Here is a 26499-nt window from a genome sequence, read left to right as displayed (position 1 = left end):
TCAGACCCTCATGTAATTGGGAAAGCGCAGGTGCCGGCGCGCGACGTCGACAAATTGCGGATCGCGCCGTGCCGCCCAGATTGCGACCATGTGGCCGAGCGCGAAGATCACGAGTCCGGCGATCCAGAGGCGCAGGCCCAGCCCGATCGCGCCGGCCAGTGTCGCGTTGACGATCGCGAGCCCGCGCGGCGCGCCGCCGAGCAGGATGTGCTCGGTCAGCGCGCGGTGGACCGGGGCCACGTAGCCAGGGACAGCTTCGGGCGGCACGGCGTCCATCAGACCAGAGCCCCGCCGCCGAACGAGAAGAACGACAGGAAGAAGGACGAAGCGGCAAAGGCGATCGAGAGCCCGAACACGATCTGGATCAGGCGCCGGAAGCCGCCCGACGTGTCGCCGAAAGCGAGTGCGAGGCCGGTCGAGATGATAATGATCACCGCGACGATCTTGGCGACCGGACCCTGGATTGATTCGAGGATCGACTGGAGCGGCGCCTCCCACGGCATTGATGATCCGGCGGCGTGGGCGGGCGTGCTGACTGCGAGCAGGGCAAAGCCGCAGGCAATGGCGCCGGAGAGCCGGCCGCGGGCGCGACTAAGGGAATGGGTCATGAGCAGTCTCCTTGGGGTGCTGGGGTGAGAGGGAGGATGCGGTAGTCGCCGTGGGCCTCGAGCCCGGCGACTTGGGCGAGCTCAGCCAGGCGCCGACCGGTGCCATCGCGGATGAGCACGGCGATGACGTCGATGGTTTCGGCAATCAGGGCGCGCGGGACGGTCACCACGCTCTCCTGGATCAGCTGCTCAAGCCGCCGCAGCGTGCCGAGCGCCGAGCCAGCATGGATCGTGCCGACGCCGCCGGGATGACCGGTGCCCCAGGCCTTCAGAAGATCGAGCGCCTCCGGGCCGCGCACTTCGCCGATAGGTATGCGGTCGGGCCGCAGGCGCAGGGCCGAGCGGACCAGGTCGGAGAGCGAGGCGACCCCGTCCTTGGTTCGCAGCGACACGAGATTGGGCGCGGCGCATTGCAATTCGCGGGTGTCCTCGATGAGGACGACCCGGTCGTCCGTCTTGGCGACCTCGGCGAGCAGCGCGTTGGTGAGCGTCGTCTTGCCGGTCGAAGTGCCGCCGGCGACGAGGATGTTCTTGCGGGCAACGACCGCGCGCACAAGCGCATCGGCCTGCCATTGCGGCATGATCCCAGCGGCAACGTAGTCATCAAGCGTGAACACCGCGACCGCGGGCTTGCGGATGGCAAAGCTCGGTGCGGCTACCACCGGCGGCAAGAGCCCTTCGAACCGTTCCCCCGTTTCGGGCAACTCGGCCGAGACCCGTGGGGCGCGGGCGTGAACCTCCGCCCCAACATTATGCGCGACCAAGCGGATGATCCGCTCGCCATCGGCAGCGGACATTCCGCTTCCCGTATCGGCAATCCCGGCGCCAAGCCGGTCGATCCACAACCGACCATCGGGATTGAGCATGACCTCGATTACCGAGGCATCCTCAAGCCAGGCGGCGATCTCGGGTCCGAGTGCCGTGCGCAGCATGCGCGCTCCACGCGACGATGCTTGCGACTGGATCGGAATGACGCTCATTAATTGCCTCGCGGAGGCGAGGCAGCCGACCACCGGCTGCGCTCGCGAGGCAGATCAAGGAGACATCAATCTGTAGTCACGCAACAGCTTTTTGCGGCCGGAGTAAGCTGGCGAAAAGTCAGAAGCGCTGGCGAAGTTGGAACTTGCTGCTTCGGAAATGTTGGACGATCCGGACAGTCCGCCTTGAGGTGGTCAAAGCATCCCGCGGCCGTAGGTTATGAAAGTGCGCCTAAGCAGGGTCGATAGGCAGCCGAAACTGCCCATCGGGATCGGCATGAAGGCTAGCGCGAACGCTAACCGGCCCCAGCCGCGCCAATGCCATTCGTGTTTCCTCGCGCCGGATGCGCTTTGTCAGCCAGCGCTTCCGCCAAGCCTTGGCAATCACTGCTACGCTGGGAGCCGCGCCATCGCCGCTGTCGAGACCCAAAAGCGCATCGCGCGCGCCGGCGACCAGTTCACAGCCGTAGAAAATCCGCGGCGTTGCATGATGCAGGATGGAGTCGCTCTTTATTCCGAGTGCATCGAGCCCCTCGCGGATTTGCCGTAGCCGCGGGCTCGTGCCTTCGCCGAAGCGATTATTCACTCGCCGTGCATCGTGGCGCTCGAAAGCCATTGCTCTAAGTGCCTGGGCGGTTTCTTGTCCGAGATGTAGCGTGCCGAAGCCGCCAGTTAGGCTCTTGCCAATTGCGCCCCAGCGCAGGTCATGGTGAAGCCCGTCGTGGTCGGCCGCGCGGAGGACTAGCCGGTTGTACTGGCTCGACCCCACACCATAGAGACTGGTTGTTGTAATCAGCTTGAGATTAGCGGATTTGACTATTGGCCGACCGGCCATCTGCGACGCGATGATGCTGATCTGGCCACCGTAGCGGTGTGCATAGGCATCCCGCACCTCCTGCGAGGCGAGCAGCAGGGCGACCAGTTTTCCGGACAGCAACTCGTTATACGGGTGGACGGCGCCGCAGATGCTGACGTCCGCAACTTCGCTTGATAGGCCGGCCTTACGAAACTCAGCCAGCACGGTGTCGAGCGCGCGCTTCCCGTCTCGACTTTCAAAGAGTGACTTCAGCGCCTGTGCCGGGGCCCGTTTCAGCTTGGCTGCCTGAAACACATGTTTAGCGAAGAGAAGCTTCGCCAGACCTTCAGCGCGCTTGCGCACAAAAAGAAGGTCGTTCGAGGCGTCCAGCCAGTCAGCACCCGTAGTTACGGATCTGACCTTTCCCCGATGAGGGCGAACGGCGTCACCTAAGCCACGCTCCGTCTCGAAATGGACCTTCAATTCGGCTTCGCGCGCAGCCGCAGCGCCAGCTGCGCGTTGCTCCAAACGGAACACGACCGCTTCACTCGGAGACCGAATCTCTGCCCTGCTCGCCAGATCGTCCCATCGAATTTCATCGATTGAGGCCTGCAGCCGGTTCCAGAGAGCCTGCGCGAAGGCAGTTGCCGTCCAGCAACCCTGCTCATAGAGTTGTTTCGCGCTTTCCGGCAACCAGCCGATCCATTGATCGCGCGCGGTAAGCCGCATTACCGGACTTGCAAGCATTGCGATGCCCATGATCGGCCGGTTGGGCCGGGCAGCATTGCGTATCAATACGAGCATCTGCCGACCTGGGATTGACCGATATTCATGCGCCCAAGTGTGGCGGAAATAACGCCAAATATCGATCAGCGGCAGTCCCGTATCAGCACAGTGCCGCCCGGCTTCACAGACCTCGATCACTGGATCGACGAGACCAGCTAGCGCGGCGTCCTGGTCCTCGAACGGGAGATCGCTAATCTTCGTGAGTTCGCTTGCAAGCGCGGCTCCATCGTCGATCAGATCAATCACGGCCCCTTTGATGCCATGGCGAATGCGACGCTTCTCGGTGCGTTCCAGGAACGCCCGCACCGACGGCTCGGCAAGTTGGCGCGAACGGGCCGCCTGCATGGTTAAACGGACACGCACCTTGATGTCTTCGACGGTCTCCGCAGCGCCGCGCGCAAGGCCAGGCGGTTGAAAACGGAAGCCGCCGTCGTTGCCGGTGCTGACAGACCAGCCCTGCTCAAAAAGGTCCGCCAGAAGAAGGCAGATCGCACGTAGTTTCAGGCTATCGCCATCATCGACAAAACGGCGCGCAAGCGCGCGCAATTCATCGGCGAAGCCAGGGGCTGGCGTACCCGTGAAGTCAATAACCTGCTGAAGGCGCTGATGTTCGCTCGGCGCAAGGAAGGGAGAAAAGGCCCGCGACCGCGTTGGTTCAAATGTAGGTTTGCTCGCGGACACCCAGCCTCCAGATACAGATTGGGGCCGCGCTGGCGGCCCCGCTCCGTATCGCAAATTGCGCGCCGCAAGACTAGACGGCATCGATCCATGAAGATGGGCCGACGTCAAAATCGTCGCTCTCGGCCAGATGCTGAGCCATCATGCCCAACGCAAGCTCGAGCCGCCGCGACCAAAGTTCGATCTGAATCACACTCTCAACGCTCTTGTCGAGCAGCACATCACCAAAGCTGAACAACAGGATTTCCAAGGCCGTCCGAACCTCTTGGGTAGACGACGGCCCATCATAGATGTCCTCGTAGAAGCGGTGAGCGGTGTTTATATGAAGCGTACGCGCGCCGCCCGCGCGGTCAATCCGGAAGAAGGCCTGACCGGGGAGATTTTCAAAGTGCAGACGATACGGCGAAGCTCGCAGCCCAAGGTCGAACTGCCGCTGATAGCCGTGAGCTAGTTCGGCCGTCCGACCCATAGCGCGTTCGGACAAGCTCTGCTCGCCCGGTCTAGGCGTAAGGGCGGCGAGACGCCGTAGGAGCTTGGCGTTCTTGACCTTGCCCCGCAACTGCTCGATCGCCTTCGGCAGGCCGGCTTGCTGTAGCAATTCCCAGATGCGGGGGGAAACGGTGACCTGCTGCTTCGACGTGGTCACGCCGAACAATTCGTCGAGCGTTGCCGAGAATTCGAGCTCGACCTTGATGTAGCGGTCGTTGTTGATGAACGTTGTCCATGGTGTACGAGTTTGTACGTCGATGAGCCGGCCATTACGACTGAAAATGACCCCATGAAAATCCTTCAGGATGGCAAATCGCGGATTGGCATTGAGACCGACCGCGTCGCGAGTCTTGTCAACCGATCCGAAGCTTGGCGGCAACCAAGCGTATCGAAGGGTAATTGCGCCGCAGAAATTCCCTCCGTTGCAATCACGGACTTCGACCCGGACCGGATCAAGAGCCACTGCTCGGTCGTCGTCATGATCGAACAAATGAAAGTCGGACGTTAAAAACAACGGATCAATCGGCTCGACAAATTCATTGTCGACGAAGATCGCCGCCGCATTCCGCAGCTTGTGGTATGTCACCCCAAACTGTCGAGAAAGATTTTCGCGTAGGCCCTGCGCGGTCGACCATTCTAGTCGGTCGAGTTTGTCGATTAGAATGACCGTGCCGGAGCGCCAGCCCTCCGGATGCGTTTGCGCAATCTGCTCGGCAACGAATGGCGGCAACGTCGCAACCGTTGCCGGCGGCACAACGATATCACCATGTGCATCGGTATAGGCACCTTCGGCGAGAGCGTCGAGATCAAGCCTGACACTATGCCAAGCCCCTCCAAGCGTTGCCGAATACACTGTGAAGCGCCGGCCCAAGCTCACCGAGGCGCACGGCAGGCCATAGCCGTATCGCCCAAGCCCAATGCGGTCATTTTCGCGGTGCGTGCCGCCCCACATAACCGCCATTCGGATCATGTCGGGCTCCATACCGTGCCCATTGTCAATCACCGCTACCTGGGTGGGCTTTTTGACCGACGTCGTACCGTCGTAGCCAAAGACGATGTCGATGCGATCGGCATAAGCCTGCAACGCATTGTCGATGAGTTCGGCGATCGCATCACCGTTGCTTCGATAGCCAAGATCCCGGATGCCTCGAACGAAGGCTTCCGGGACCATCAGTCCGAACTTGGACCTTTCGCGGCTTGCCGCCGCATAGGCCCGCTGGGCGGCGAGCACCGCGTCGATGCTCGCCTCCTGCACTCCGTCATCCTTTGCCATCTCAGGCCGCCGCAGCCCATGTCGCTTGGAAGGCGCCGATCCGGCGATGGAGTTGGAAGCGGCTGAGAGCGACTATTTCGGCAACCTCGGCGACGGGAATATTTTCCGTGTGGATGAGTTTGAGTGCCGTCGCAACCGGCGTGGGTGCGGTGGCTAGGATGCGGTTGATGTCGATGCGCGTTTCGATCGCCGTGATTTCGGCAGCCGCGTCTGCCGATGGCAGGCGATCGAGATCGACATAGCTGTGCTCACCCTTGGTCATGGTTGCGCGGGCCAGGGTCTCATAGTCGGGGATCATGCCGATGTGCTCGGCCGCAACGCGCGAGGGAGTTGGCGGCGCCTTGCGAGAGGGGGGACGAGAGCGATCGCCCGGCGCGGCATAACCTCGGCGGACAGTGCGGACAGCCGCGATCACCGCCTTGCGGAAGGCCTTGAGTGCCGTGCCTTGGGACAGGACACCGGCGCCGCGCCACCACAGCGTGACGAACGCCTCGTGGGCGACCTCCTCGTGGCGATCCTCGGGGAAATCGGGGCAGGCGCGATATGTGATGCGGCGCGCGTAGCGCTTGGCCTCGCGACCGAGACGGAGTTGATGGTAGGGCTGCCCGGTCAGGGCGGCCGTAAGCAAATTATCCAGAGTGACGCCGCGCATGCGGAATCTCCTTTCGCTGCAAAGACCTTCGACAATTCAGCTGAAGGCCGATGCAGCGTGGTTGATTGCGGCACATGGCCGCCGCCGACACTGGTCTCGAGCTGTAGTTCACTTAATTGCAAGAATGCGGGCGTTCGTGCGGCGGCCGCTAAAAATCATTCGGCTGCTTCGAGTGCCGCTTCACCTCCTACCGGATCGTCACCGGTTTCAGCTGATTCCTCATCGACTGGCGCCATCTTCTGCTGAAGCGATGTGTAGGCATCGTTGAGGAACTGACTCCAAGCACGCTCACGCTGCGTAAGATACCAGTTGGCTGTCTCCTCGTTCTCGACACTGAGTTCGGCTCGGGCGAGCGCGATCAGCAAGATGTCGAGTGCCTGCTTGGCCTGCGCGCCGCCATCCATCCGCAGGAGCGGATTGTAGAGCGTTTGAAAGAACGGATGCGCTCGGTTGATGAGGACGCCAACTTGCGATCCATTGAGCCAATCTGGCTTGTAGAAGGGCCCGCGCGCCTCGTCGTAGAAATCGATGACGTACGGTCGCCGTTTGGCTTCCTCCTCCAAGGCCTTGCGCGCGGCCTCGATCGAACTGGCCTCGACCTTGGAACGTGCCGCCGCCTGTTCTTCGAATTTCTCGCGCACCTCGGCCTTGATGCGGTCAGCGACACGGGGCTTGTATCCTGACATACCATCGGCGGCAGCGGCAGCGTTTTCGGCATGGGTAGGCTCCGCCGATTTCTCCGCCTTAGCCTGTTGCTTGAGCCGCTCCTCACGGCGCATCTTCCGTTGAAAGGCTTGCTCGCGGCCAAGTTGAGCATCAATCTCCTCCAGCGCAAACAACCGCCATAGATCCTCGATCGGACGCACGGTCTGCTTGTCGTTGGTGATGCCGAACACTTCGTCGAGTTCGGGATCGAAGCGCACCTCGACACCCCAGTGATAGGCATAGGACTGAAGGAGCGGCCAGTCACCGAGGCCTTTGGCGTGATCCTTCACCGATTTCGGGAAGACATCGACAGTCTCAATCTCCCGCCCTGCACGGACGAACGACATGCCACGTCGGGTTTTGCGGATTTCGAAGCGGCGATGCGCGTCGGTGGTCGCCTTCTGCTTGCTTGGCGCTGCTTCGGCGAAACCATAGGGAAAGCGGGCGACGCGAACATAAATTGCGCCCGCGGCCTCCAGAAGCGGGTCGTCGCGGCTGATCTCGCCGAGCGATTCCACTTTAGATAGCGTCATCGCCCCCGTCTCCGCATCGCGCGTATACTTGACCGGAATGTTGTAGTCGGCGCTCATCCTAGAGCCACCCTTGGCTTCATCGAGATAGTAACGGGCGCTCGGGGTAAGGAACAACGGATCGACCGGCGCGACCTGTGTCTTGTCGATATAAAGCGACACACGATCAAGCAGATAACGGTAGGTCACGCCGAAGTCGTCGAGCAAATGCTCTTTCATGAGTGCCGGCGTTTTATAGGATAGCCGGTCGGGCTCGACCCAGACGACGATTGTGCCGTGGTCGAAAGCGAGGCCTTCCTTGTCGAGATATGCTTGTACGAACTCGGGAAGCGTCGCTTCGACGGTCGGTTCAACTGAATGCAGGCCGTGCGCTTTGACGGCGCGGACATCAAGAGTCGCCTTGGTTACGGCGCTCGCTTCGACAGTCTTGGTGTAGACCTCGACCAGTCGCGTCTGATTGATCGACGCATTAGGTAGCCCGAAACCAAACTTGCCGATGAAGCCGGGGTCGTCGAAATGTGTGCCCGCACCCCAGGATAGGGCATACCGCGCCATCTTCGGGAGCATGCCCGACCCGTTGTCGATAAATGCAATCCCTGCCAGTGATTCCGCGCGCTGGTGTGGCTTCAATTGGCGCGGCCGCTCGAAGCAGATATCAATGCGGGTCGCCTTCGCCTCTATAGCGTTGTCGACAATCTCACGCGCGGCAGCTGCGGTGTTGCGATATCCGCTGCGGCGCTGCGATTCGAGCGCTTGCGCAGCGTTGAATAAGGGGAATGGAAAATCTTCCGGCAACCGGGCCAGATATTTTTCCTGCCGCTCAATCTCGGTGAGCAGCCGGTCGTTGGCTTCAAGCATGATGTCCTCCGGTGATCGCGGCACATGGCCGCAGGTGGCATCTTCACTATCGCCAGTTTTTAGCGTGCCGGTGCGCCAACATCAAAATTATTTTTGCTGACGAGACCTCGTATGTGGTTCCCGTCGCCGAACTGATGCAATCACCGCAAATGAATGGAGGTTAGGCAAAGTTTTGGTTTTCAGGCCGAAGATGCCGAGGCAACATGGCCGAAGAGTTGATGCGCTTTTTCGGGCGCAATGGAGGGGGCAATCGAAAGCGGCGCCGAAATCGAGCAACTTCACGCATTGTTGAGCGCGCATTTCGCCGGATTGCGCGCCGAGCGCGGCGACGCGCCCATCTATCTCTTCGAACATGACTTCGACAATGCCGACCTCAAAATGCTATCAGCCGCTGTACGGTCCTCGCTCGCACGGTATCCGATAGAGTCGCACTGGTGGGTACCGCGCCATCTGCCTCTGCTCGTTGCGGCAACCGAGATCGGCTATGTCTATCGTGGCACCGGCACCGACTTTTGGCCGATCTTCGGTGAGCAATTAGGCCAGACATCGCTCGGCGATCGGGGGGCCCTTTCTTCGCTGTTCCGCCAATCGGTGGCGCGGCTTGGTCTGGCTCAGCCCCCTGAGACCCCATGGAATTTTGCCTTCTGTCATATTGCCTGGCCGGTTCTCCATGCAATTCTGCCGATCGAATTGCACCAGCCGCTTGCCCGAGCGGTTCGTGACGTTCGTTCGCATATTGATCTTGGCGCTAGCGACGCTGAGCTAATCGCGCCCGTTCGCAACCGCGCGCGACTGGCCGGTGGCGTTCGGCTGATCGCCTGGCTTGAAGATCATTACACTGCTGCAGCCGTGATCCGACAACTTCTGCAGCCGAGTGGCAACCATGGTATCACCAGTTCAGCGTTGAAGAGAATTGCTGCGGATCTCGCCCAGAATGAGAGCGCCAACAACGCGCTTCGTGAAGCGCGTAAGCGCCAAAGGGCGCTGGAGGCACAACCCAAGGTGCGGCCGAGACGGCGCGCAGAAATCGAGCCTAAGTTCGCGCCGCTGATGCTACGTAAGATCGAGCAGCGACTCTCACTCGCGTTGAAGATACCGCAAATGGAACAGGCAGCGCGTGATGGCGCACGTAGCGCCCTCGACGCGATCCGGTGGCGCGCCTTCCTCTGGGGTGATGGCCGACCGGTGCCAGGGAGGAATATCTTCAGCGATTTTCCGCTACCCGTGCAGATCGACGTATTTCCGGAGCCCGATACTCCGCTGATTGCCGACGTCGCGGCCCTTCCGATTGCCCAACAAGCCAAGGATTTTCTGGGAAGCCTTCGGGTTGCATCGGCTGCGCCGATCCTATTCTCGGACTTTAGCGATGACGGCGATGCCCTGCAGCGCACCGGTGCTGTGATCGCCGACAGCGGCCACTGCATTGTGTTGGTTGGCCCTGTGCAGACGGCTCCGCCTGAGGCAGAGCAACTTGGACGCGTCGCGGGACTGCGCGGGTATCGGCTCGATGTGGCAGACCCTGCTAACCAAGCTTGGCTCGCTTCGATGGGGTTCGCGGTGCGCAAGACCACGCGTTTCTCATGGATCGGCGATGCCGAGATCGAGCAGCATCGCCCCATCCGTCGCTTTCGCGTCGGAAGTTTCATCGCATTCGAGTTGAGTTCTCCTGGTGGCAATTGCGAAGCGCGGTTGACCGCCCCCGACGGCAATCAGTCTGTCCTCTCCGGCACGGACACGTTGCTGGCTGGATTTGCTGCAAAAGACGTTGGGCTTTATCGGCTTCGTTACGGCGCCGGTGAGGAACAGCTATTTGAGGTAATCGCAGTAGATGACGCCCTTCGCCTGCTCACAATAGACATCGATGCGGGCACTGCGTCGACCACCGACCTCGCCGATCGTCAAATCACCCTGCGGTTCGACAGTGTGGCTACGGTCCAAGAGGCCGAACTCCAATTGATGCTGTATTGCGACGGCCGTGCAGTAAAGGTCGTGCGCGAAATCCTACCGGATACGCCATGCCGGCTCGGCGGCGACCACATGATCTGGGACCATCTGCTCGACACTGACACTGTCGAGCAGTTGTTGAGCGCACGCCGCGCAGAACTCTGTTTGACCGTCGCCGGGCTGGTTGAAACCTCCTTCGCGTTCGAGCAGGCTACGGCACCATTCGCATGGAGTAAGCAAGCCGACGGGCAACTCGTCGCGAGCGATGAGAGCGGTAATCTGGAGGTCTTCGCCGCCGTGCCTCAGCAACCGCTTATGCTTGCGCCAGGGACGAATTTTGCGACCATCGACGATGTAAAGCTATTTCGCGCCGGCCATGGTCGTCCATTACAGACAGGTGGCTATTGCGTCGGCCCACGCATCTGGCGTTTGGGCGACGCTCCGAGTGCGCGCAAACCAGATCGCTTGCTACGTCAGTTCGAAGTCGCTCGCGCTCGCGACTGCGAGGCCGATGGTCGCAACATCGTCGATGCGCTGATTGGTTGGGCAGCAGCTGGCGTGGATCATCCGGTCACACAGTTTCGGCGCGGCCAAATTGTGCGTCAACTTGAAGGCTGGATGGTCGAACAAATCTGCGGACACGCTTGGTCGCAGAGGGAAAATGCACTTGCCGAGCACAAAGGTAGAAGCTTCGTCGAAGCATTTCTGGCCGCCTGCGCTCGCTTGAATATCGGTTATTGTAGCCTCCAGATGTCACGAGCGCAGCGTGCATTGCTCGACCGGATATTAATGCGCCTTATCGACGCGCGGGCACTACCGATCACTTTGGACACGAGCCGTGAGCCAATCGAAGAAGACGTTGGCGTTGCACTCGATGAGGTGTTTTACGACGCCTATGTAGCGCTCGCCGACGACATCGAATCCGTCGGTGATATGTGCCCATTCAACCTTGATGACGACGTAGATGTTGGCGAGGTCAGCGAGAATTGGGATAAGGCGCTGCGTGCGGCAGCAAGGGAGGCGGCGCTCATTGAACTGGTCGATCTCCTCCGACCGCTCGACGCTGGTGACACGCTGAGCCTCGCTGATTTTGAATCGATGTTGCCGGACGATGTCGTCGATTTGCTGAACGACTGGATCAGCAAGAATCGGCCACCCCACCACGCGCGACAATGGAACCGCGATCTGGTTGAATCCGCCTACTGGCTTTTCGCGCGGCCGGCCGTCGCAGCGCGGCTGTCATGGAAGGCGGCAGCAGAGCGTCTCCTTGCCGATAGGTTTTCCGCGCGGGCGATCCGCTATGCGGCGCTACGCGCTGGCACTTCGCTGAGGGTAGAATGAGCGACCCCTATATCGATCTGTGCCTCGGAGTTCAGGCGGTCCGCCGCCGGGTCGAACGCGAAGTGGCGGGGCTTGGCGGCGCGACTGGCGTGGCCGCCGCGCCCTATCCCCATCAACTCGCCAATGTGCAGCGAGTATTGTCCGACAGCAGAATTCGCCATCTGATCGCCGATGAGGTCGGGCTCGGCAAAACTGTACAGACGCTGATGATCCTCAATGCGCTGCGCCTGCAAAACCCGCGACACCGGGCGCTCATCCTCGTTCCCGACAATATCGCGCCACAATGGCTAATCGAATGTCAGACGCGCGGACATTTCACGCCGCTGGGCCGGGCACCCGAGGAAGAGGAGACCGGCCCCCATGTCCGTTTGGCCTATTATGACCAGTTGAGTTCCGTAACTGAAATCGATCCCAACATCTATGATCTGCTAGTAGTCGATGAGTTGCAGCGGCTACAGGCCAACGCCCGTCAGCGCATTACCGATGTCGCCGCTGACTTTCGTCAGTTGCTGCTCCTCTCGGCGACGCCAAAGCTCGAGGACGTCGAGGCGTTCCGACAACTGCTCGCCATTCTCGAGCCTGAACGCATGGCAGTCGCGACGCGAACCTCTGACAAGCCCGAGGCGACGCTGCGCGCGCGCGAAGCTGCGGCGGCCGCCTTGATCGGCACTGGCAACCCTGATTCTTGGGAAGCAGCTGGTCTAATGATGCCGCCCGAGCGCGCGCAAGCGCCGACCGTCGCGATGACGCATAGCATATTGAGACGGGTCACCCACACCAATCGTCGTGACTATCCCGACCTGCTGCCCCAACGCGTACTTCACCGCATCGCGATTGAACCCACCTCTGATGAGGTCGCGCGTCAGGAGCAAGTATGGCAGTTCATCGGACATGCCGGCCGCGGATCTGCTGCTACCGATTTGGCGCGTCTTGGCCAAGTCGCGCTGCGATCGCCACGCGCCTTGAGCGAGCGGATCAACATTCTGCGCGGGCGCGATCAGCGCGACCCGCAAGGCTTCCTGGCGGCGGCAGCCAAGCATCTTGAAGCGGCCAATGGAGACAGCCGGATTGAAGCAACGATCGACCTGCTGGTCGACATCTGGAACGAAGATCCGGATGAGGCCGTGCTTATCGTCGCCGAAGATAATCCCACAGTGGACTATCTCGAGCGCATGATCCCGCAGTTCCTGCCGACGATCGGCCCGCGTGGAAAGCGTCGTCCCTTGTCGCTCGCAGTCAATCGTAACCGTGATGCTTCAGCGAGCGATGATCTGGTCGACCTGTTTGAGGAATACGACGACGGCATTGGCGGTTTCATCGCTGGCGATGACCAACTCCTGATCGCTGCTGACGTAGCGCAGGTCGGTCTCAACCTCCAACATGCTCGCAAGCTCATCTTCTTCAGTATGCCATGGTCGCCCGTCGCGGTCGAGCAGTGGATCGGTCGACTAGATCGGCTAGGCAGTGCTGCATTGGCTGATCAGCCCGGCGAACGCACGATCGACATCTACGCGATCTATCAGCGCGGCCAAGTTGATGAGCGTGTGGTCTCCGTGCTTGACGACTTCGCCATCTTTAGGCGCAGCATTCGCCTCGATGGCGATGAGATCAACGTCGTCGGTCAGCATATCGTCGATGCCGCCCTCACACCGCATACGGTCAACTGGCAGGCGCTATCCCAGGAAGCGCGCAACATCGCCAATGACAATGGCGATGCGCTGGCAACGCCGCTCTCCACTGCGCTGCCGTGGACTACGAAGCGCGCGCGGGCGCTTGCCGATCAGTTCGATCGGGCGGGTGCCTTGGGGCCTCTGCTCGAACGCTCGACGGCACGCCGGGCCATCGTCCGAATCGAGACGGGCCTTCGCGGGTGGATGCGGCTGATCGGGCGGGCTAACGGGCTCAGGCTATGGAAGGGCAAGGACCCCGACGAACCGGCCCGGACGTTCCGGATGCTGCATTATTATCGCTCGCCTTATGCGACCGGTCCGGCCGAACCGCGGTTTTCGCTTCCCGGTCTCGATCCTCGTGACGGTCAGCGCTACGCTTATCTTGATAGCCGCCGATCCCTTGAATCCCCGCCGGTGCCGACGGTCTATCTCGACGAGAACTCGGCAACGCCGCTCAACTTCCTCGATCATGGTGACCCCGTTCACGACACACTGGTCAATGAATGGGCGAAGATCGGCCAAAAGGTGCCGACATGTCTGCGGATCAAGCTTCCCGATGGGCATGACTTGGCAAGCGAAGAAGGCCGCGGTGCCTATCTGGTGGCGGTGCTGAACTGGGTGCCGGGCGAGCTATATTTTGACGACTTCGATCGCAGCCATATTGTCCAACTCTTGCAAGACTCCCGGACTCGCCAAGAACAGAAACCCTACTGGGATGCGATTCAGGCGATGGAGGAGGATCTGCGTGCCGATAGGCGCTGGCTTAACAGCCTATTCACGTCTCGCCTCGACGTGCTCGCCGCCAAGCTTGATCGTGGAGCATGGACGCTCGCTACGCCGGATCATGCCGAGGCCCTGTTCATACCGTGGGATGTGAGCGCCCGCGGAGATAAAATTGTGCTGGCAACGGGGCAACGCGCCCCGTTCACCCCGGACATCAAGGCGGCGCAGGGCGCAGGCAGCGTCCTGCTGTTGCAAGAACATAAGAGGCGGCACCAGGCATCGCTAGCCGAATGCCCTGACCTCAGGCAGTGTATCGCCAGCCGTCGCTATCTCATCGCCAGCGAGGGGGATGATCTGATCGCGGCGCGTCAAGCGCTGCTCGATGATGCGACCGCTCAAGGCATGGAGACCAGCGAGCAGGGGTTCGCACGGAGCCGCTTTCGAGCAATCCGTAACGCGCGGGACATGGCGATTCTTGCACGCGACGTCCGGCTTGCCCGGCTCGACGGTCTGATCGATGCCTTGGTTGAGCCTCGCTACAACGAGTACAAATTCATGGTGATGACGCTTGACTAGCAATTAGAGAGCGGTCTCTAGCCAACCTGAAAACGCCGCATGGGCGCCGGCACTGATGATCCATGTCCATCGCTTTTCGCCTGGACGCGCGAGAAGGCGCATCGCGCGAAGATAGTGCGCGGGGACTGGGTGCTGGAACGACAACGTGTCAGACTTCCATTCCGATCGTTCTGGAGCGCCCACCGCGTATCCGCGCGCGAGCAAAGCCCAGGCCCACTCATCCCAGTCGAACAGGTCGAGCGATACGACCTCGCTTCCTGAGACGCCGATCAGGATGGGGTGCCATTCGTTCGCGCTCCGCCCCGGGCGTGCACCGCACCAGACTCCCTCGGGTGCGCTGAGTTTCCATCTGCCAGAAACAGTTGGCTGATTGTGCTGACCGAAATAGCCGTTATGTGACCCCGGAGGATCGATAACCGCGCGCATTTGGGAAGGATCGAGAGGCTGGCCGTCATGGCGAAGCGCCGAGGTCAGCGTTGCCCAGAACTCCTGGATTGCGCCATCACCGCTGCCTGCCGTTCGACGGGCAAGGTGGCGGCGATAGCCAGGCGCTCCCATGAACAACGCGAAGTCTTCAGCACTGGCATGTTCGGGAAGCGAAGCGGAACGGCGCACATATCCATCTAAAACGCCTGCCGCCGGCCTCTCTGCATCGACATTGCCAAGGAACGCGAAGTCGTCGGGCGCGATGGCGATCCAGCGCTGCCGCGACAAAACGAGGCTCGCCTTTCCACCAAGACGCACCGGCGTTATATCGCCGACGTCGATCAGGGCATCGACGACATCGCTGACGCGCCCACGTACTAGGTCCTCGGCGAAGCCGGCGGCCAAGAACTGGCGATGCAGATAAGCCGTGACTCGTGCCCGTGCTGGTGAGCGCCATGCTCGCACGCAGGTGCGCGCAACTTCGGCGACCGACCCGACGGCTGGGCTGCCATCAGGATCGCTTGATAGCCGTAGCCTTGTGCGAAGTGTGTCGGGTGTCAGCGCTTCAAGCATCGCTTCGACTTGCCACCTCGGCTTGTTCTAGCACGCCACGGATGCGCTCATCATGGGTGATCAGGATCAGCACATGGCGGGCGCGGCTGCAGGCGACGTAGAGGTCCGCAGCGGTAAAGCTTGGGCTCAGCGCCGCTAGATCATAAACTACGACGACATCCGCCTCGAGCCCCTTGAACGAGCGCGCGGTGGAGCAGAGAACGCCTTTGCCGGCCCGCCAGTCGGCGGCGGAACTGACGATGCGCGTGCCGGCGACTTCGCTCATCCCCTTCAGACTGCCCCGATCCTTGGCGGCCGGACCGATCAGTACGATCTGTTGCGGCGTTAGTCTTTCGGTTTCGAGCAGGCGACGGAGTTCGTTCCCGACAAGTCCGGCCTGTTGAATCGGCGCGGCGGCTCGCAGCATCCTAACATCAACACCGGTCGGAGCCCCGGCGGGCGATAGCGTTTCGAGTGCTACCAAGTTGGCACTCAGGCGAGCAATGCGCTTGGTGTTGCGACAATTGACGTTGAGTGAGAATCGCGCGGGAAAATCGAAGGGCGGCGGGCTGGCCTGATCGCGCAACGACTGGGCGAGATCCATGAATACGAAGATCAGACCCTTGTCGCCGTTCTGGATCAAAGGAAACAGCGCGTACCACCAGAGTTCCGCGAAATCCTGTGCTTCATCGACGACGAGGGCGCCATAGCGCGGCTCATCGATCGCGAAAAGGCTGGCACTCGCTGCCTCAAGGATGGTCGCGGCGTCTTCATCCCAGAACTGTCGCTGCTCGGCGGGGCTTGCCGGAACATCGAACGGCAGGCCGGCTTCCCCCGCCAACTCGGCTGCCAGCGCATGGAAATGATAGACATCGATCAACTGGGCGATCTCAGCGCGATCGGGATCAGCCGCGAGTTGCTCCCGGATCCACTGCGCCAACTCCTTATTGTAGCAGACCAGCAAGCATCGAATGCCCTGCCGCGCGAATGCGAGCGCGCGCTCAACAGCGAGCAGAGTTTTACCTGAGCCGGCGACCCCTTCTATGAGTAATTGTGGGTTGGCGAACAGTCCACGAAAGGCGAGCGCTTGGTTGTCGGTTAGTTCAAGTAGCTTTTCGCGGCCCGCCTCTATCTGCGGTGACAGCGGACGCATGATTTGGAATTTCGGTAGAAGTACGTCTAGCATCTCAATGAACTCGGATCGCTGCAGCTTACCGGCCTTCTGCGGGAAGGCTCTGAACGCCTTCTCAATCATCCGCTCCAACTCCGGCATGCGATCAACATCAATGAGGACTTGATCTGCCACATCGAGCGGAAGTGTGCCGCTCGCCCGGCCATGCGGAAAGACCACGGCGAAGCCATAGACATAGCGGTTTGACGTAAGTCGACCGCCGGTACGTTCTTCAATGGCATCAGTCAGGGCGTGCATATTGCGGGCAGCCTGAACGAACGGATTGGTGATAGGCTTGTCGCGCTTAGGCAATTTGCGAAACCACTGATGGCCGCGCGCGAACATTTCCTCGCCTCCCTTTACCTCAAGCACGAGTAACCCATAGTTCGGGTGAAAAATGACGAAATCGGCTTCGCCCTCGCGTAGCGGCGCATCGATATCGTCGCGATTGGGCCGCAGCCAAGGTAGCGAATGGACGACGCGATAGACGTCCGGCAACTGATCGCGGAGCGCGATATAAACGTCGCGCTCAGAGCCGTGGATGATCTGGTCGGGCGCAACATCGGGTATCATGATCGCCATGGCTCAGACCCCCAGCACTTTATGGAAGGCGCCTAGGAATTCGAGCGCTTCGGCGTTGATCTGTTCGGCGCGAGCAGTTGGCCGGAGTGAACCATAGACGATGCGATAACGCTCCATGCCGCTGTCTTTCATGCTGGCGCCGACGAGGCCGAAGGTTACGCTACTCGACGATGCCTGAAATGATTTTCCATCGGTGCGCCTGACGAGCATCGGCGCTTTGCCTGGTGCGCTCGCGCGCGTGAACAGATGCCAGGTGCCGCGCGAAAATGGTCGCGCTTCGCCAAGTTTGGTGTTCTCCATCGTCTCGACGTCGAGTTGGACGATGAAGCTATTTTCAAGCGCTCCCTGGATATCGGCGAATTCGGCCGTAAAGGGGAGGTCCCCTCCGGAGCCGGCTAGTGAGGCAAGTGACCGATAGACTGGCACGCCCGTCTCGCTCAACGCGAAAGGCAAATCATCATTGATCGATGTCGACGTCGCGTCGAGCGCTTGAATGATGGCCGCCGGCAAAGCGCGATCGACAAGTAGCTGGTCAAGGTAGCGATCCGACGCGCCGCGACCACGAGCATGCGCCCGCATTGAACCGGGCTTCTCGCGGATCAGTGGATGGCTGATGATGAGGCTTCGATTGCCATAGTCGGGAAGGCGCAGTTCGCCTGGCTGAGGTCGCTCGATCCTCTCGCCCTTGTCTTTGAGATCGGTCGCGAGCAGGTCGAGCAGGCGATCTTCCACCTCCGTGGGCACCCACGGCCGCTCGCCATACAGGACGTGTCGCAGAAACGTCGCACCGAGATGGCGATCGAGATCGGCGTGATCCCAGCGGTTTTTGTGCGAGCGCAAGCACTTATAACAGGAGGATGAACAGGTGCAGCCCTCCAAAAGATCGACCGCGAGCTTGAGGAGGGCGGCAGGGTCGCGCGCAGCTGCGCGGACGAACCCGGCACCCCCAGGCGCCGTGTCGTAGAGAAACACTTCAACTTCGCTGCCGCGCGCGCCGCCCTCATTGAGGGCCGCCCTGTGACCACCGCCAATGTCGGCGGCATCGACGTCGAGCAAGCCCGCGGCCGCAATGCTCAATGCCTCAGCGATCGTGGTGAGCACGATGCGCCCGGCGGTCGAACCAGCTGGCACATGGAGTTCCGGAGCCAGCTTAAACGAAAACAGAGCAATATCGGTCAGGAATTCATGGCCGAGCACTAGGGCACGGCCACGCCCATCGCAAAGCTCGGGTTGTTTGCGATGATCGGGATATGGCCTTGGATGTGGCTTGCTGCTTGCCAGCTTCCCTTCCGACCAGCCAGTTGGCTCGGTACGGCCACAGGCCGGACAATAAAGGAAGCCGGTCTCAGCGGAACCGGGCTTACGTACGCCTAGGTTGGTCACCATCAGTGTCTGCTTGGACGCCCAGGCGGCGAAACCACTGCCATCGGGTCGGTCGAGCTTGCCGAGTTCATGTTGCTGTTCGAACTGCGGCGCGCTGAGCTTCGCCCGCGTCGGACGGGTCGGCAGCGGATTTTCATCGCCGGCCAATTCAAACGCTTCGTCATGCGGATGCGCGAATCCGACCGGGACTATCCAGCGCTCCGCTGGTCCCATTCCCGCCTTCTTCTTGCAGGCCGGGCAATCTTCAGTGTCACCGCGCCGGTGGGTATCGTCGATGTCCTCAAGCTTGGCGTAGCCGCACTTCCCGCACTCATAATAGAGCCGCTGGGCGCGATAGGCGTTGATTCGGTCCTTCTGGAAGCCAGAGTAGATTGCCATCGACCGAAACTTGCGGCCATCGACCCACACTTCGCGTCCCGGCGCATATTGGCTCAGGGCCTGGGTCAGGCCTGCCTGCGGAGAATAGGCGATCTCGGCGCGATATGCGGTGCTCGACGGATCGAACACCGTGAACGACACGACGTCGGTCGGGAACGCGTAGCGTGGCAGGACAGCTTTGGTGAACAGCCGGTCGAGGAGGTTTTGCGGCTTGAGCGGCGCTTCCGGGTTGACCTCGCCGGTCTCGTGAGCCTCTTCGGCAGTCGTTTCGTCCGCCGGAGTGTCGAACATGTCGGCGTCGCCACCATAATCTTCGATGCCAAAGTCGAATGCTGGACCTTCCTCGGCGGCGATCGCAGGGTCGGCCGCCACCAGTTCCACTTCGCGAGTGCCGGCTCCGACAGCTTCGAGTGAGGCAAGCAGCTTTTGAGGCACGCTTGAGAAAAAGGCGTCGGGGTCGCCTTCGATCGCGGCGGATGGGATCACGTCGCGCAACGCGGCGTCGACCAAAGCCACATTCGACGCAAGCCAGATCTTCAGCCCGGCGAACGTAAAGCCCTTGGGGTCGGGGTCGCGGAACTCGGCCAGTTTGCCCAGCGACTCGAAGATATTGGATGCCTGAGCGTCGCCATCTGTGGGCGGCGTTTCAATCCGTTCCTGCTGAAACAAGGATAGGATCAGCGCGAACGCATGCCGCTGCACGATTTCACGATTGTCGAGGTTGAGCACGGGATCGGGTACGGGCCCGCCGACCATGGTCTGCGGATCGGCAAAGAAGCGTTGGTCATGACTGTCCGAACCGGCGAAGGTTAGCACGGTCGAAAGCGATGAACCGCGACGACCGGCGCGACCCGCGCGCTGCTGGTAGTTGGCCCGACCTGGCGGCACGTTGCGCAATGCGACCGCCGTGAGGCTGCCGATGTCGATGCCGACCTCCATCGTAGTCGTGCAACTGAGCACATCCACCGCGCCGGCGCGCTCACCGCGTGGGCCAGGCACATCAAGATCCTGGAAGCGCAGTTCGTACCATTCGGCGCGCGAGAACGCCTGGTCCTGTCCAGCGTCGTTGAGTTGCGCGGTATGTTCCTCAGCGACAAACGGATAGGGCACATAGCCCTGATCACCCTCGGCCTCGAGCCGCTCGACCAGCTTACGGTAGAGATATTTGCGGGTGCGGAAGACGGTATCCGTTCTCGGGTCGAGCGGATCGGTATTCTTTCCGCATTTGACGCAAGTCTCCCCCATCAACAGGTTGGCCGGTTGCGCGAGTGTGCAGTGCCCACACCGGCGCCAATGGACCTCACTCTCTGGTCGCAATCGAACCTTTGCCGCGTTTATGAAGAAGCCTTTGGCATTGTGGTTCTGCGCGAAAGTAGTCGTCAGAAAGTCGATCCAACTCGCGTCGGCCTTCGCGTTCGCCCCAAACTGTGCTCGGTGCCATCTGCCCGTAAGCAACTTCTCCAGCAAAGCGGTATGGCGACCGCTGGTGCGTTTAATCGCTGGACCGTCGGTGGAGTCGATCCATTCACTAGGCGTGCCCTCCACCAACACGGAGCCGGCAGCGAGCGATTGGCTCAGCCATAGGTCGAGCAGTGCCTGGCGCTTCTCATCGTCCGTACCTGTGCCGATTAGCGGAGCGGGAAGCGCAGCCATTCGGCGCTTCTGGTTGTCAGTCAGTATTGCCTCGGGGGCAGCTAGCGCTAGCGGCAGAAGGCCCGTGTGGCGATTGGAAAGAACGCGTGCCAGCGGAGCCCGGACTGACTTCACATGGGTCTTGTTCAGGGTGTCAGCGAGATCACGGAATTCGGCATAGTCGCCGTCGTCGCGCATAAAGCCGTGTACTTTGCGCAAATCGCGAGCGAACTCCTCATGTTCCGCGCCAGGCAGACGGAAGTTGACGTCAAACTTGGCGCACGCATAAAGAATAGCCGGGTACGCGTAGCCGAGCGGCACCGGCTGGCCGAAACGCTCTTCAAGCATGCGCAGCCCAGTCAACAGCAGCGGCCTAATGCTATCCTGTAGGGAGAAATTCTTCAGCTTGCCCGAAAGCCGGGATGCAGCCTGCCGCCCATCGGAGAAGATCAGCGATTTGCGTCCCTTGAGTGGGGAAGTTGCTTCAACGCGCGCAGGCTGGTCGAGCAACTGGACGCTGATCAGTTCCTGAAACGGCTCATCCCCTTTGGTCTGGTGATCCATGATTTGGGAGCCATTGGTCTCGCAGTGGGGGCACTTCTCAAAATGACCGGGCTCGACGTCTTTGCTGGGGCGTGGCAACCAGATTTCGCGGGCATCGGGCGATTTGGACCCCACGCGACCTGTAAACGGATCAAGATAACTGCTGGTGCAATATTTGTCGGCGTCAAAGCCGGGGTCTTCGAGCAAAATCTGGACCGGACGGACCACTCCGTCCACATCGTCTATATCGCCGATGTCCTCTGCCCACAAAAAATCGGGCTGGCTCGGGTTCAACGCGAAGGCATTGAAATAGGCGACACCACAATCGCGACAGGTGTGGAGTTCGAACACGCGTGCGCGGCAACCGCATTCGCGTGTGGACTGTGCATACAGCATTCCCGTAGGGCCGGGCCCGATCCCACCCGGAACAAGCGCGCATGTCTCGTCGGCGCAAGCCCATAACCCTGGGAGGCCGCGGAACAGGGCATGGACGCGCGCCGCAAGCAGAGGCTGACCATCGGGCTCAGCTTTGGCGTAGGACGCAAGTTCGAGCAGCGCATCGGTTGCCGCCGAGCGCATGGCAGTTGAAATCTCGCCGTCAAACAGCAGGCTGCCCATGTCATCCAGAGCGATTGGCGCCTTTGGATCCTCGGTCGCTGGATCGCTCGAAGTCGTCGCGCCACCGGTCAGATTCACTAAGCGCCCGATAACAGGGAGTCCCTCCAGTGCGGCATGGACCGCCCGTTGTAATCCGTCGCGGACAACCAGCGTCTGACCATCTACGATGCTGATATCGGGGAGATTTGCCGATCGCCCAACCTGTATTCCGTCGGCGCCTTTCACTTCCGTCAGCGCGAGATAGGAATTGGCAGTCTGCGCGCAGCCATGTGGGTTAATCAACAGTGTCTCGCTTAAGAATTCAAGCGATGCGTTGACACCGAATACCGTTACTTCGGCCGTCTTCGATGTCGACGATGCGACAACCAATGGATCCGCAGAAAGCGCGTCACGTCGGAAAGTAAGCAGCGGCGCTAGGGCATCTATACGCTGAACGGGATCCACGTCCTTCAACTGTTCGGTTCGACAGGCAGCAAGCGCGGCGGCGAGTGGCGCGTCACCGCTCGCAGACGGCAAACGCGCATGCTTCTTCCCGCGCAGCACCTCGATCATGTCCTCATTGCGACCAGTTAGGCCGCCAATGAATGTCTTGGCGGCTTCACCATCGGAAAAGGATGCGCTGGTCGCAATGACCTGCATCCGGTCTGGTGTGAGACCTAGCCGGTTGCGCAGACGTCGGATCAGAAGGGCGACCTCGGTGCCACTGGCGCCGCGGTAGAGGTGCGCTTCGTCAAGCACGAACAGCAGCCTTTCCTCGGGATTCGCCTCGAAAAAGGCCCGCGTCCGCTCGAATATCGACCGTTCAATCGGCCGTAGCAGCATGTATTCGAGCATGGAGTAGTTGGTGATTAGGAGGTCGGGCGGCTGATCTTGCACCTCATGGCGCAAAAGCAATTCGGGGTCCTCGGGACGCTCAATAGCGCGTTGGAACTTCTGATCAGGCCCGATCCATCGCTTGCCGCTGCCCAGCCATTTGGTCATGCCATTTTCGCCATCGGCGTCAGCCGGCTTGGCAGGCCAGCGACCTAAGGATCGCAACTGATCAATCTGCGCAGCGACAGCCTTGTCGGTCTGAGCGTCGCGCTCAAGGTCTCGATAGAAATTTAGGCTCTTCAACCGCTGCTTGTTTCGGTCCTCGGTCCGCTGGCCGGGATAAAGCGAACGACCCGTGTAGCGGGCGAACTTGGCAGGACGCCCAGCCTGTTCGGTAAACCAATCTCGGACTGATGACGCTCCAAGAAGGCGGCGTAGGCGACCTAATTGGTCGTTCACGAGCGCGTTCATCGGGTAGAGGATGATCGACCGTACGGCGCGCTCCGCGAACTGTTCCGGCCGCGTGGCAGCTTCGTTCGCGAGTTTCATCAAGATTGGCAGGAGAAAAGTTTCCGTCTTGCCTGAACCCGTACCGGTCGTTGCCAGAAGGCAGCGGCCAACCGGATCGGCAATGATCTCCAACGCCTCCGATTGGTGGGGGTACGGAGGATCGAAAACAAGCTTGCCGCCGGCCTTGGTTCCGAGGTGCGTTAGAAAGTCACGCGCTTTCTGGGGAATTGCAAGGTCAGCGAACTTCTTTTGACCCTGATAGATCGGCGTGCTCTCGATGAAGGCGCGCTGTGAAATCGTGCCCGGTTGGTCGAGTATAGAACGCCGGAGGCCAACGAGGCTTGGATTTGAAATATGGTAGGTCGCCTCGATATAAGCGCTCAGTGCTCTATGTAGATTTCCAAGTTCGTTAAACATTCTGCCCCCGAGCGCAAATCGGTCTGTGCACGCCGTTCATCCGACTGACGTGCTCCCCTGATTGTTACCAGTCAGAGTAGAGTTGGCCTCCTTCATGATGGTTGGTTGAGGTGATGGCAACCTGTCAGGCTGCCCCCCCAGACTTGTTAGCCGGCGATCTCGACCGGGGGTGTCCGGCGTCGCCTTCGAAAGCGGCGCGTCCGTGTCTCCGCCCGGCGGCTCGGTTACGTGGATAAGGGCCTCGTCCGACCAATGGCATTTGCAGCGCATCAACTCTCGTAACTTCATGCCGCCGTCTGATCGCTCGCAACAAAAAGATGAGGCATCTATCGGACCGTGGAGCATTTGTGGACCTCAGTACTTAGGTGATGTCAACGATAATCAGGGCAGGTAATAGGGAAGATAATTATCTATAGAGCGCCTGGGAAAATCTAAATTCGTGCACAAATGCCGGCTTTCACTCGGTACGTTCGCGAGAATCCAAGTCGACTGTGCTGGTGTCAGTCAGCGATTCGTTCACTGCCACTGAGACGCCGAGACAAAGCTTGAATAAACCCATCGTATCGTTCCTTACCCTTGGCTTGGGCTGAAGGAGCCGCATGGTCTGGCACTTGGGGCGTCGCAGTGAGCCAGAACCGCACAAACAGCGCTAAGGCCTCATTCCCCACCTCGACGCTGTGATCCAATTCTTCCAGTTTCCGAAGCACGCGATCAATACGTCTACTGAAGGCAGCCTCCATCCGCTCGGACCCGTCTGGCGACAAGAGCGACAGCAACGCCGCCTCGACGATCTCCGCCTGCGAAACCCTGCGGCGGATTGCCAATTCGGCGAGCTGGTCCGCGACTTCGCGCGACAAGCGAAAGGTGTGCTTGGATTTCACAGATCGATCCCGTCGCCGGGGTCCAGCGCGGCCTGACGCGAGTTCGCGACCATTTTTGACCGCAGACGATCAGCCTGGATGGCATCGCCGGCGGTCTGGTCGACAGGGTCAAAATCGAACTCGTTGACTGGCGGTTTTGGCGACGGCGCGATCTCGACATGCAGCGGCAGTTCTGGCTCACGACGAATGCCGCCATTCGCTTCGTCATCAGGTCCCGCAGGGCTGGCTGCGGCGCTCAGCGTCGGCTTCACGAGCGGCAAATCGCTCCAATCGTCGGAGGTCTGTGCACTGTGACGATCTACCGAGGGCTCCGGCGCCTGCCTGATCCGTCGCTTGAGCCGGGGGTCAGCATAATAGCGCGCCTTCTTCGCCCGTACCGGCGGCGCGCCGGACAGCATCACGATCTCGTCGGTCTCGGGCAGTTGCAGGATTTCTCCCTGGGTCAGCAAGGGCCGCGAGGTCTCCGAACGCGAGATCATGAGGTGCCCCAGCCAAGGGGACAGGCGGTGACCGGCATAGTTCTTCATCGAACGCTGCTCTGTCGCGGTGCCGAGAGATTCAGACACGCGCTTTGCCGTCCGCTCATCGTTGGTCGCAAAGGCTACGCGGACATGGCAGTTATCGAGGATTGAGTTGTTCGGACCATAGGCCCGCTCAATCTGATTGAGCGATTGGGCGATGAGGAAAGCCTTGAGGCCGTAGCCGGCCATGAAGGCGAGTGCGCTTTCGAAGAAGTCAAGGCGACCAAGCGCCGGGAATTCGTCGAGCATGAGCAGCAGGCGGTGCCGGGCCTTGCCGGCTTCAAGTTCCTCGGTGAGGCGCCGCCCGATCTGGTTCAGGATCAGGCGGATCAGTGGCTTGGTCCGGCTGATGTCTGAGGGTGGAACGACGAGGTAGAGCGATACGGGGCGCTTTCCGTCGACCAGATCAGCGATCCGCCATTCGGATCGCCTGGTGACCTCTGCAATGACCGGGTCACGATAGAGGCCAAGGAACGACATGGCGGTCGACAGCACGCCTGACCGCTCGTTCTCGGACTTGTTGAGCAGCTCGCGCGCTGCGCTGGCGACCACGGGATGAGGTCCCGCTTCGCCGAGGTGGGGAGTCGCCATCATCGCTTTCAGCGTAGTCTCAATCGTGCGGCCGGGATCCGACAGGAAGGCAGCGACGCCAGCGAGGGTCTTGTCGGGCTCGGCATAAAGAACATGCAGGATCGCACCGACCAGCAGGGCATGGCTGGTCCTTTCCCAGTGGTTGCGCTTCTCGAGGCTGCCCTCGGGGTCGACCAGCACGTCGGCAACATTCTGCACGTCGCGCACCTCCCAGATACCGCGACGCACTTCGAGCAGTGGATTGTAGGCAGCGGATCGGAGGTTGGTCGGGTCGAACAGCAGAACGCGGCTGAAGCCCGAACGGAAGCCGGCGGTCAGCCCCCAGTTCTCGCCCTTGATGTCGTGCACGATGACCGAGCCGGGCCAGGTGAGCAGCGTTGGGATGACGAGGCCGACGCCCTTGCCCGACCGGGTTGGTGCGAAGCAGAGCACATGCTCAGGACCATCGTGGCGTAGATAGTTGTTGTGGAACTGCCCCAGCACCACGCCCTTTTCGGCAAACAGGCCGGCCTTTGCGATCTCACGGCGGGTCGCCCAATGGGCAGAGCCGAAGGTGTTCGAGCCGCGGGTCTCCCGGCCGCGCCAGACTGACATGGCGATCGCCACCACGATTGCAACAAACCCGCCCGAGGTTGCGATCATCCCGCCCCTGTCGAACACGTGCGGCGCGTAGGCATCGTACGAGAACCACCACCAGAATAAGTCGTAGGGCCGATAGACTGGATGGCCGAACAGGGAGAACCAGGGGCGACCGAGTTCAGGCTGGAAGCCGAGGGCTGATGCCGTCCACTGCGTGGCCGACCATATGCTTGCGAGGATGATCAGCGCTACGGCCAGGACCTGGCTCCAAAGGATCTTTGCTGCTGACAACGCCA

At 60.8% G+C, this 26499-nt stretch carries 14 protein-coding genes; 2 read left to right on the top strand and 12 right to left on the bottom strand.

Annotated elements, in window-relative coordinates:
* From I2488_RS11940 to I2488_RS11910, 7 genes are all read right to left on the bottom strand, one after another.
* Positions 1–276, bottom strand: a complete 276-nt coding sequence (locus tag I2488_RS11940; protein ID WP_196276034.1) for a VirB3 family type IV secretion system protein — start codon at positions 274–276, stop codon at positions 1–3.
* On the bottom strand, positions 276–608 hold the full coding sequence (locus I2488_RS11935) for a TrbC/VirB2 family type IV secretion system protein (RefSeq protein ID WP_196276033.1): 333 nt from the start codon (positions 606–608) through the stop codon (positions 276–278). Before I2488_RS11935 ends, I2488_RS11940 begins: the two co-directional genes overlap by 1 nt.
* Entirely contained in the window at positions 605–1588 is a 984-nt protein-coding gene (trbB, locus tag I2488_RS11930; RefSeq protein ID WP_196276032.1) for a P-type conjugative transfer ATPase TrbB, read from the bottom strand. The genes I2488_RS11935 and trbB overlap by 4 nt, the downstream gene beginning before the upstream one ends.
* A gap of 229 nt (positions 1589–1817) precedes the next feature.
* Positions 1818–3848 carry a Druantia anti-phage system protein DruA gene (locus I2488_RS11925; RefSeq protein WP_343071057.1) on the bottom strand — a complete coding sequence of 677 codons (2031 nt, stop codon included), beginning with the start codon at positions 3846–3848 and terminating at the stop codon, positions 1818–1820.
* 70 nt (positions 3849–3918) lie between these two features.
* Entirely contained in the window at positions 3919–5607 is a 1689-nt protein-coding gene (locus I2488_RS11920) for an ATP-binding protein (protein ID WP_196276030.1), read from the bottom strand.
* A gap of 1 nt (position 5608) precedes the next feature.
* Positions 5609–6259 carry a hypothetical protein gene (locus I2488_RS11915; RefSeq protein WP_196276029.1) on the bottom strand — a complete coding sequence of 217 codons (651 nt, stop codon included), beginning with the start codon at positions 6257–6259 and terminating at the stop codon, positions 5609–5611.
* A gap of 155 nt (positions 6260–6414) precedes the next feature.
* Entirely contained in the window at positions 6415–8352 is a 1938-nt protein-coding gene (locus tag I2488_RS11910) for an ATP-binding protein (protein WP_196276028.1), read from the bottom strand.
* Between the two features lie 237 nt (positions 8353–8589).
* Here I2488_RS11910 and I2488_RS11905 point away from each other — a divergent pair, with 237 nt between their 5' ends.
* Together I2488_RS11905 and I2488_RS11900 are read left to right on the top strand one after the other, a co-directional pair.
* Complete coding sequence (locus I2488_RS11905) at positions 8590–11637, top strand: hypothetical protein (protein WP_196276027.1); 3048 nt, start codon at positions 8590–8592, stop codon at positions 11635–11637.
* Positions 11634–14606, top strand: coding sequence for an SNF2-related protein (locus I2488_RS11900; RefSeq protein WP_196276026.1), 2973 nt, complete (start codon positions 11634–11636; stop codon positions 14604–14606). Before I2488_RS11905 ends, I2488_RS11900 begins: the two co-directional genes overlap by 4 nt.
* 3 nt (positions 14607–14609) lie before the next feature.
* Here I2488_RS11900 and I2488_RS11895 read toward each other — a convergent pair whose 3' ends face one another.
* From I2488_RS11895 to I2488_RS11875, 5 genes are all read right to left on the bottom strand, one after another.
* Positions 14610–15605: a hypothetical protein gene (locus I2488_RS11895; RefSeq protein ID WP_214652354.1), complete on the bottom strand. Its 996-nt coding sequence runs from the start codon at positions 15603–15605 to the stop codon at positions 14610–14612.
* A complete protein-coding gene (locus I2488_RS11890) occupies positions 15598–17337 on the bottom strand; it encodes a nuclease-related domain-containing DEAD/DEAH box helicase (protein WP_196276024.1) in 1740 nt (579 codons plus the stop codon). The genes I2488_RS11895 and I2488_RS11890 overlap by 8 nt, the downstream gene beginning before the upstream one ends.
* Positions 17338–17340: 3 nt before the next feature.
* Positions 17341–23631 (bottom strand): DEAD/DEAH box helicase, encoded by a 6291-nt coding sequence (locus I2488_RS11885; RefSeq protein WP_196276023.1) that lies wholly within the window; start codon positions 23629–23631, stop codon positions 17341–17343.
* 500 nt (positions 23632–24131) lie between these two features.
* Positions 24132–24512, bottom strand: coding sequence for a ribbon-helix-helix protein, CopG family (locus I2488_RS11880; protein ID WP_196276022.1), 381 nt, complete (start codon positions 24510–24512; stop codon positions 24132–24134).
* A complete protein-coding gene (locus I2488_RS11875; protein ID WP_196276021.1) occupies positions 24509–26494 on the bottom strand; it encodes a conjugal transfer protein TraG in 1986 nt (661 codons plus the stop codon). Before I2488_RS11875 ends, I2488_RS11880 begins: the two co-directional genes overlap by 4 nt.
* Positions 26495–26499: the final 5 nt, after the last annotated feature.

The organism is Novosphingobium jiangmenense, from assembly GCF_015694345.1.
GTDB lineage: Bacteria > Pseudomonadota > Alphaproteobacteria > Sphingomonadales > Sphingomonadaceae > Novosphingobium > Novosphingobium jiangmenense.
The sequence above is the reverse complement of the archived record's forward strand: the minus strand, read 5'-3'. Positions and strand labels throughout refer to the sequence as shown.

Coding starts and splice junctions, on each gene's coding strand:
- I2488_RS11940 (WP_196276034.1), bottom strand. CDS start 276: ATGGACGCCGTGCCGCCCGAAGCTGTCCCTGGCTACGTGGCCCCGGTC.
- I2488_RS11935 (WP_196276033.1), bottom strand. CDS start 608: ATGACCCATTCCCTTAGTCGCGCCCGCGGCCGGCTCTCCGGCGCCATT.
- trbB (WP_196276032.1), bottom strand. CDS start 1,588: ATGAGCGTCATTCCGATCCAGTCGCAAGCATCGTCGCGTGGAGCGCGC.
- I2488_RS11920 (WP_196276030.1), bottom strand. CDS start 5,607: ATGGCAAAGGATGACGGAGTGCAGGAGGCGAGCATCGACGCGGTGCTC.
- I2488_RS11915 (WP_196276029.1), bottom strand. CDS start 6,259: ATGCGCGGCGTCACTCTGGATAATTTGCTTACGGCCGCCCTGACCGGG.
- I2488_RS11910 (WP_196276028.1), bottom strand. CDS start 8,352: ATGCTTGAAGCCAACGACCGGCTGCTCACCGAGATTGAGCGGCAGGAA.
- I2488_RS11905 (WP_196276027.1), top strand. CDS start 8,590: ATGGAGGGGGCAATCGAAAGCGGCGCCGAAATCGAGCAACTTCACGCA.
- I2488_RS11900 (WP_196276026.1), top strand. CDS start 11,634: ATGAGCGACCCCTATATCGATCTGTGCCTCGGAGTTCAGGCGGTCCGC.
- I2488_RS11895 (WP_214652354.1), bottom strand. CDS start 15,605: ATGCTTGAAGCGCTGACACCCGACACACTTCGCACAAGGCTACGGCTA.
- I2488_RS11890 (WP_196276024.1), bottom strand. CDS start 17,337: ATGGCGATCATGATACCCGATGTTGCGCCCGACCAGATCATCCACGGC.
- I2488_RS11885 (WP_196276023.1), bottom strand. CDS start 23,631: ATGTTTAACGAACTTGGAAATCTACATAGAGCACTGAGCGCTTATATC.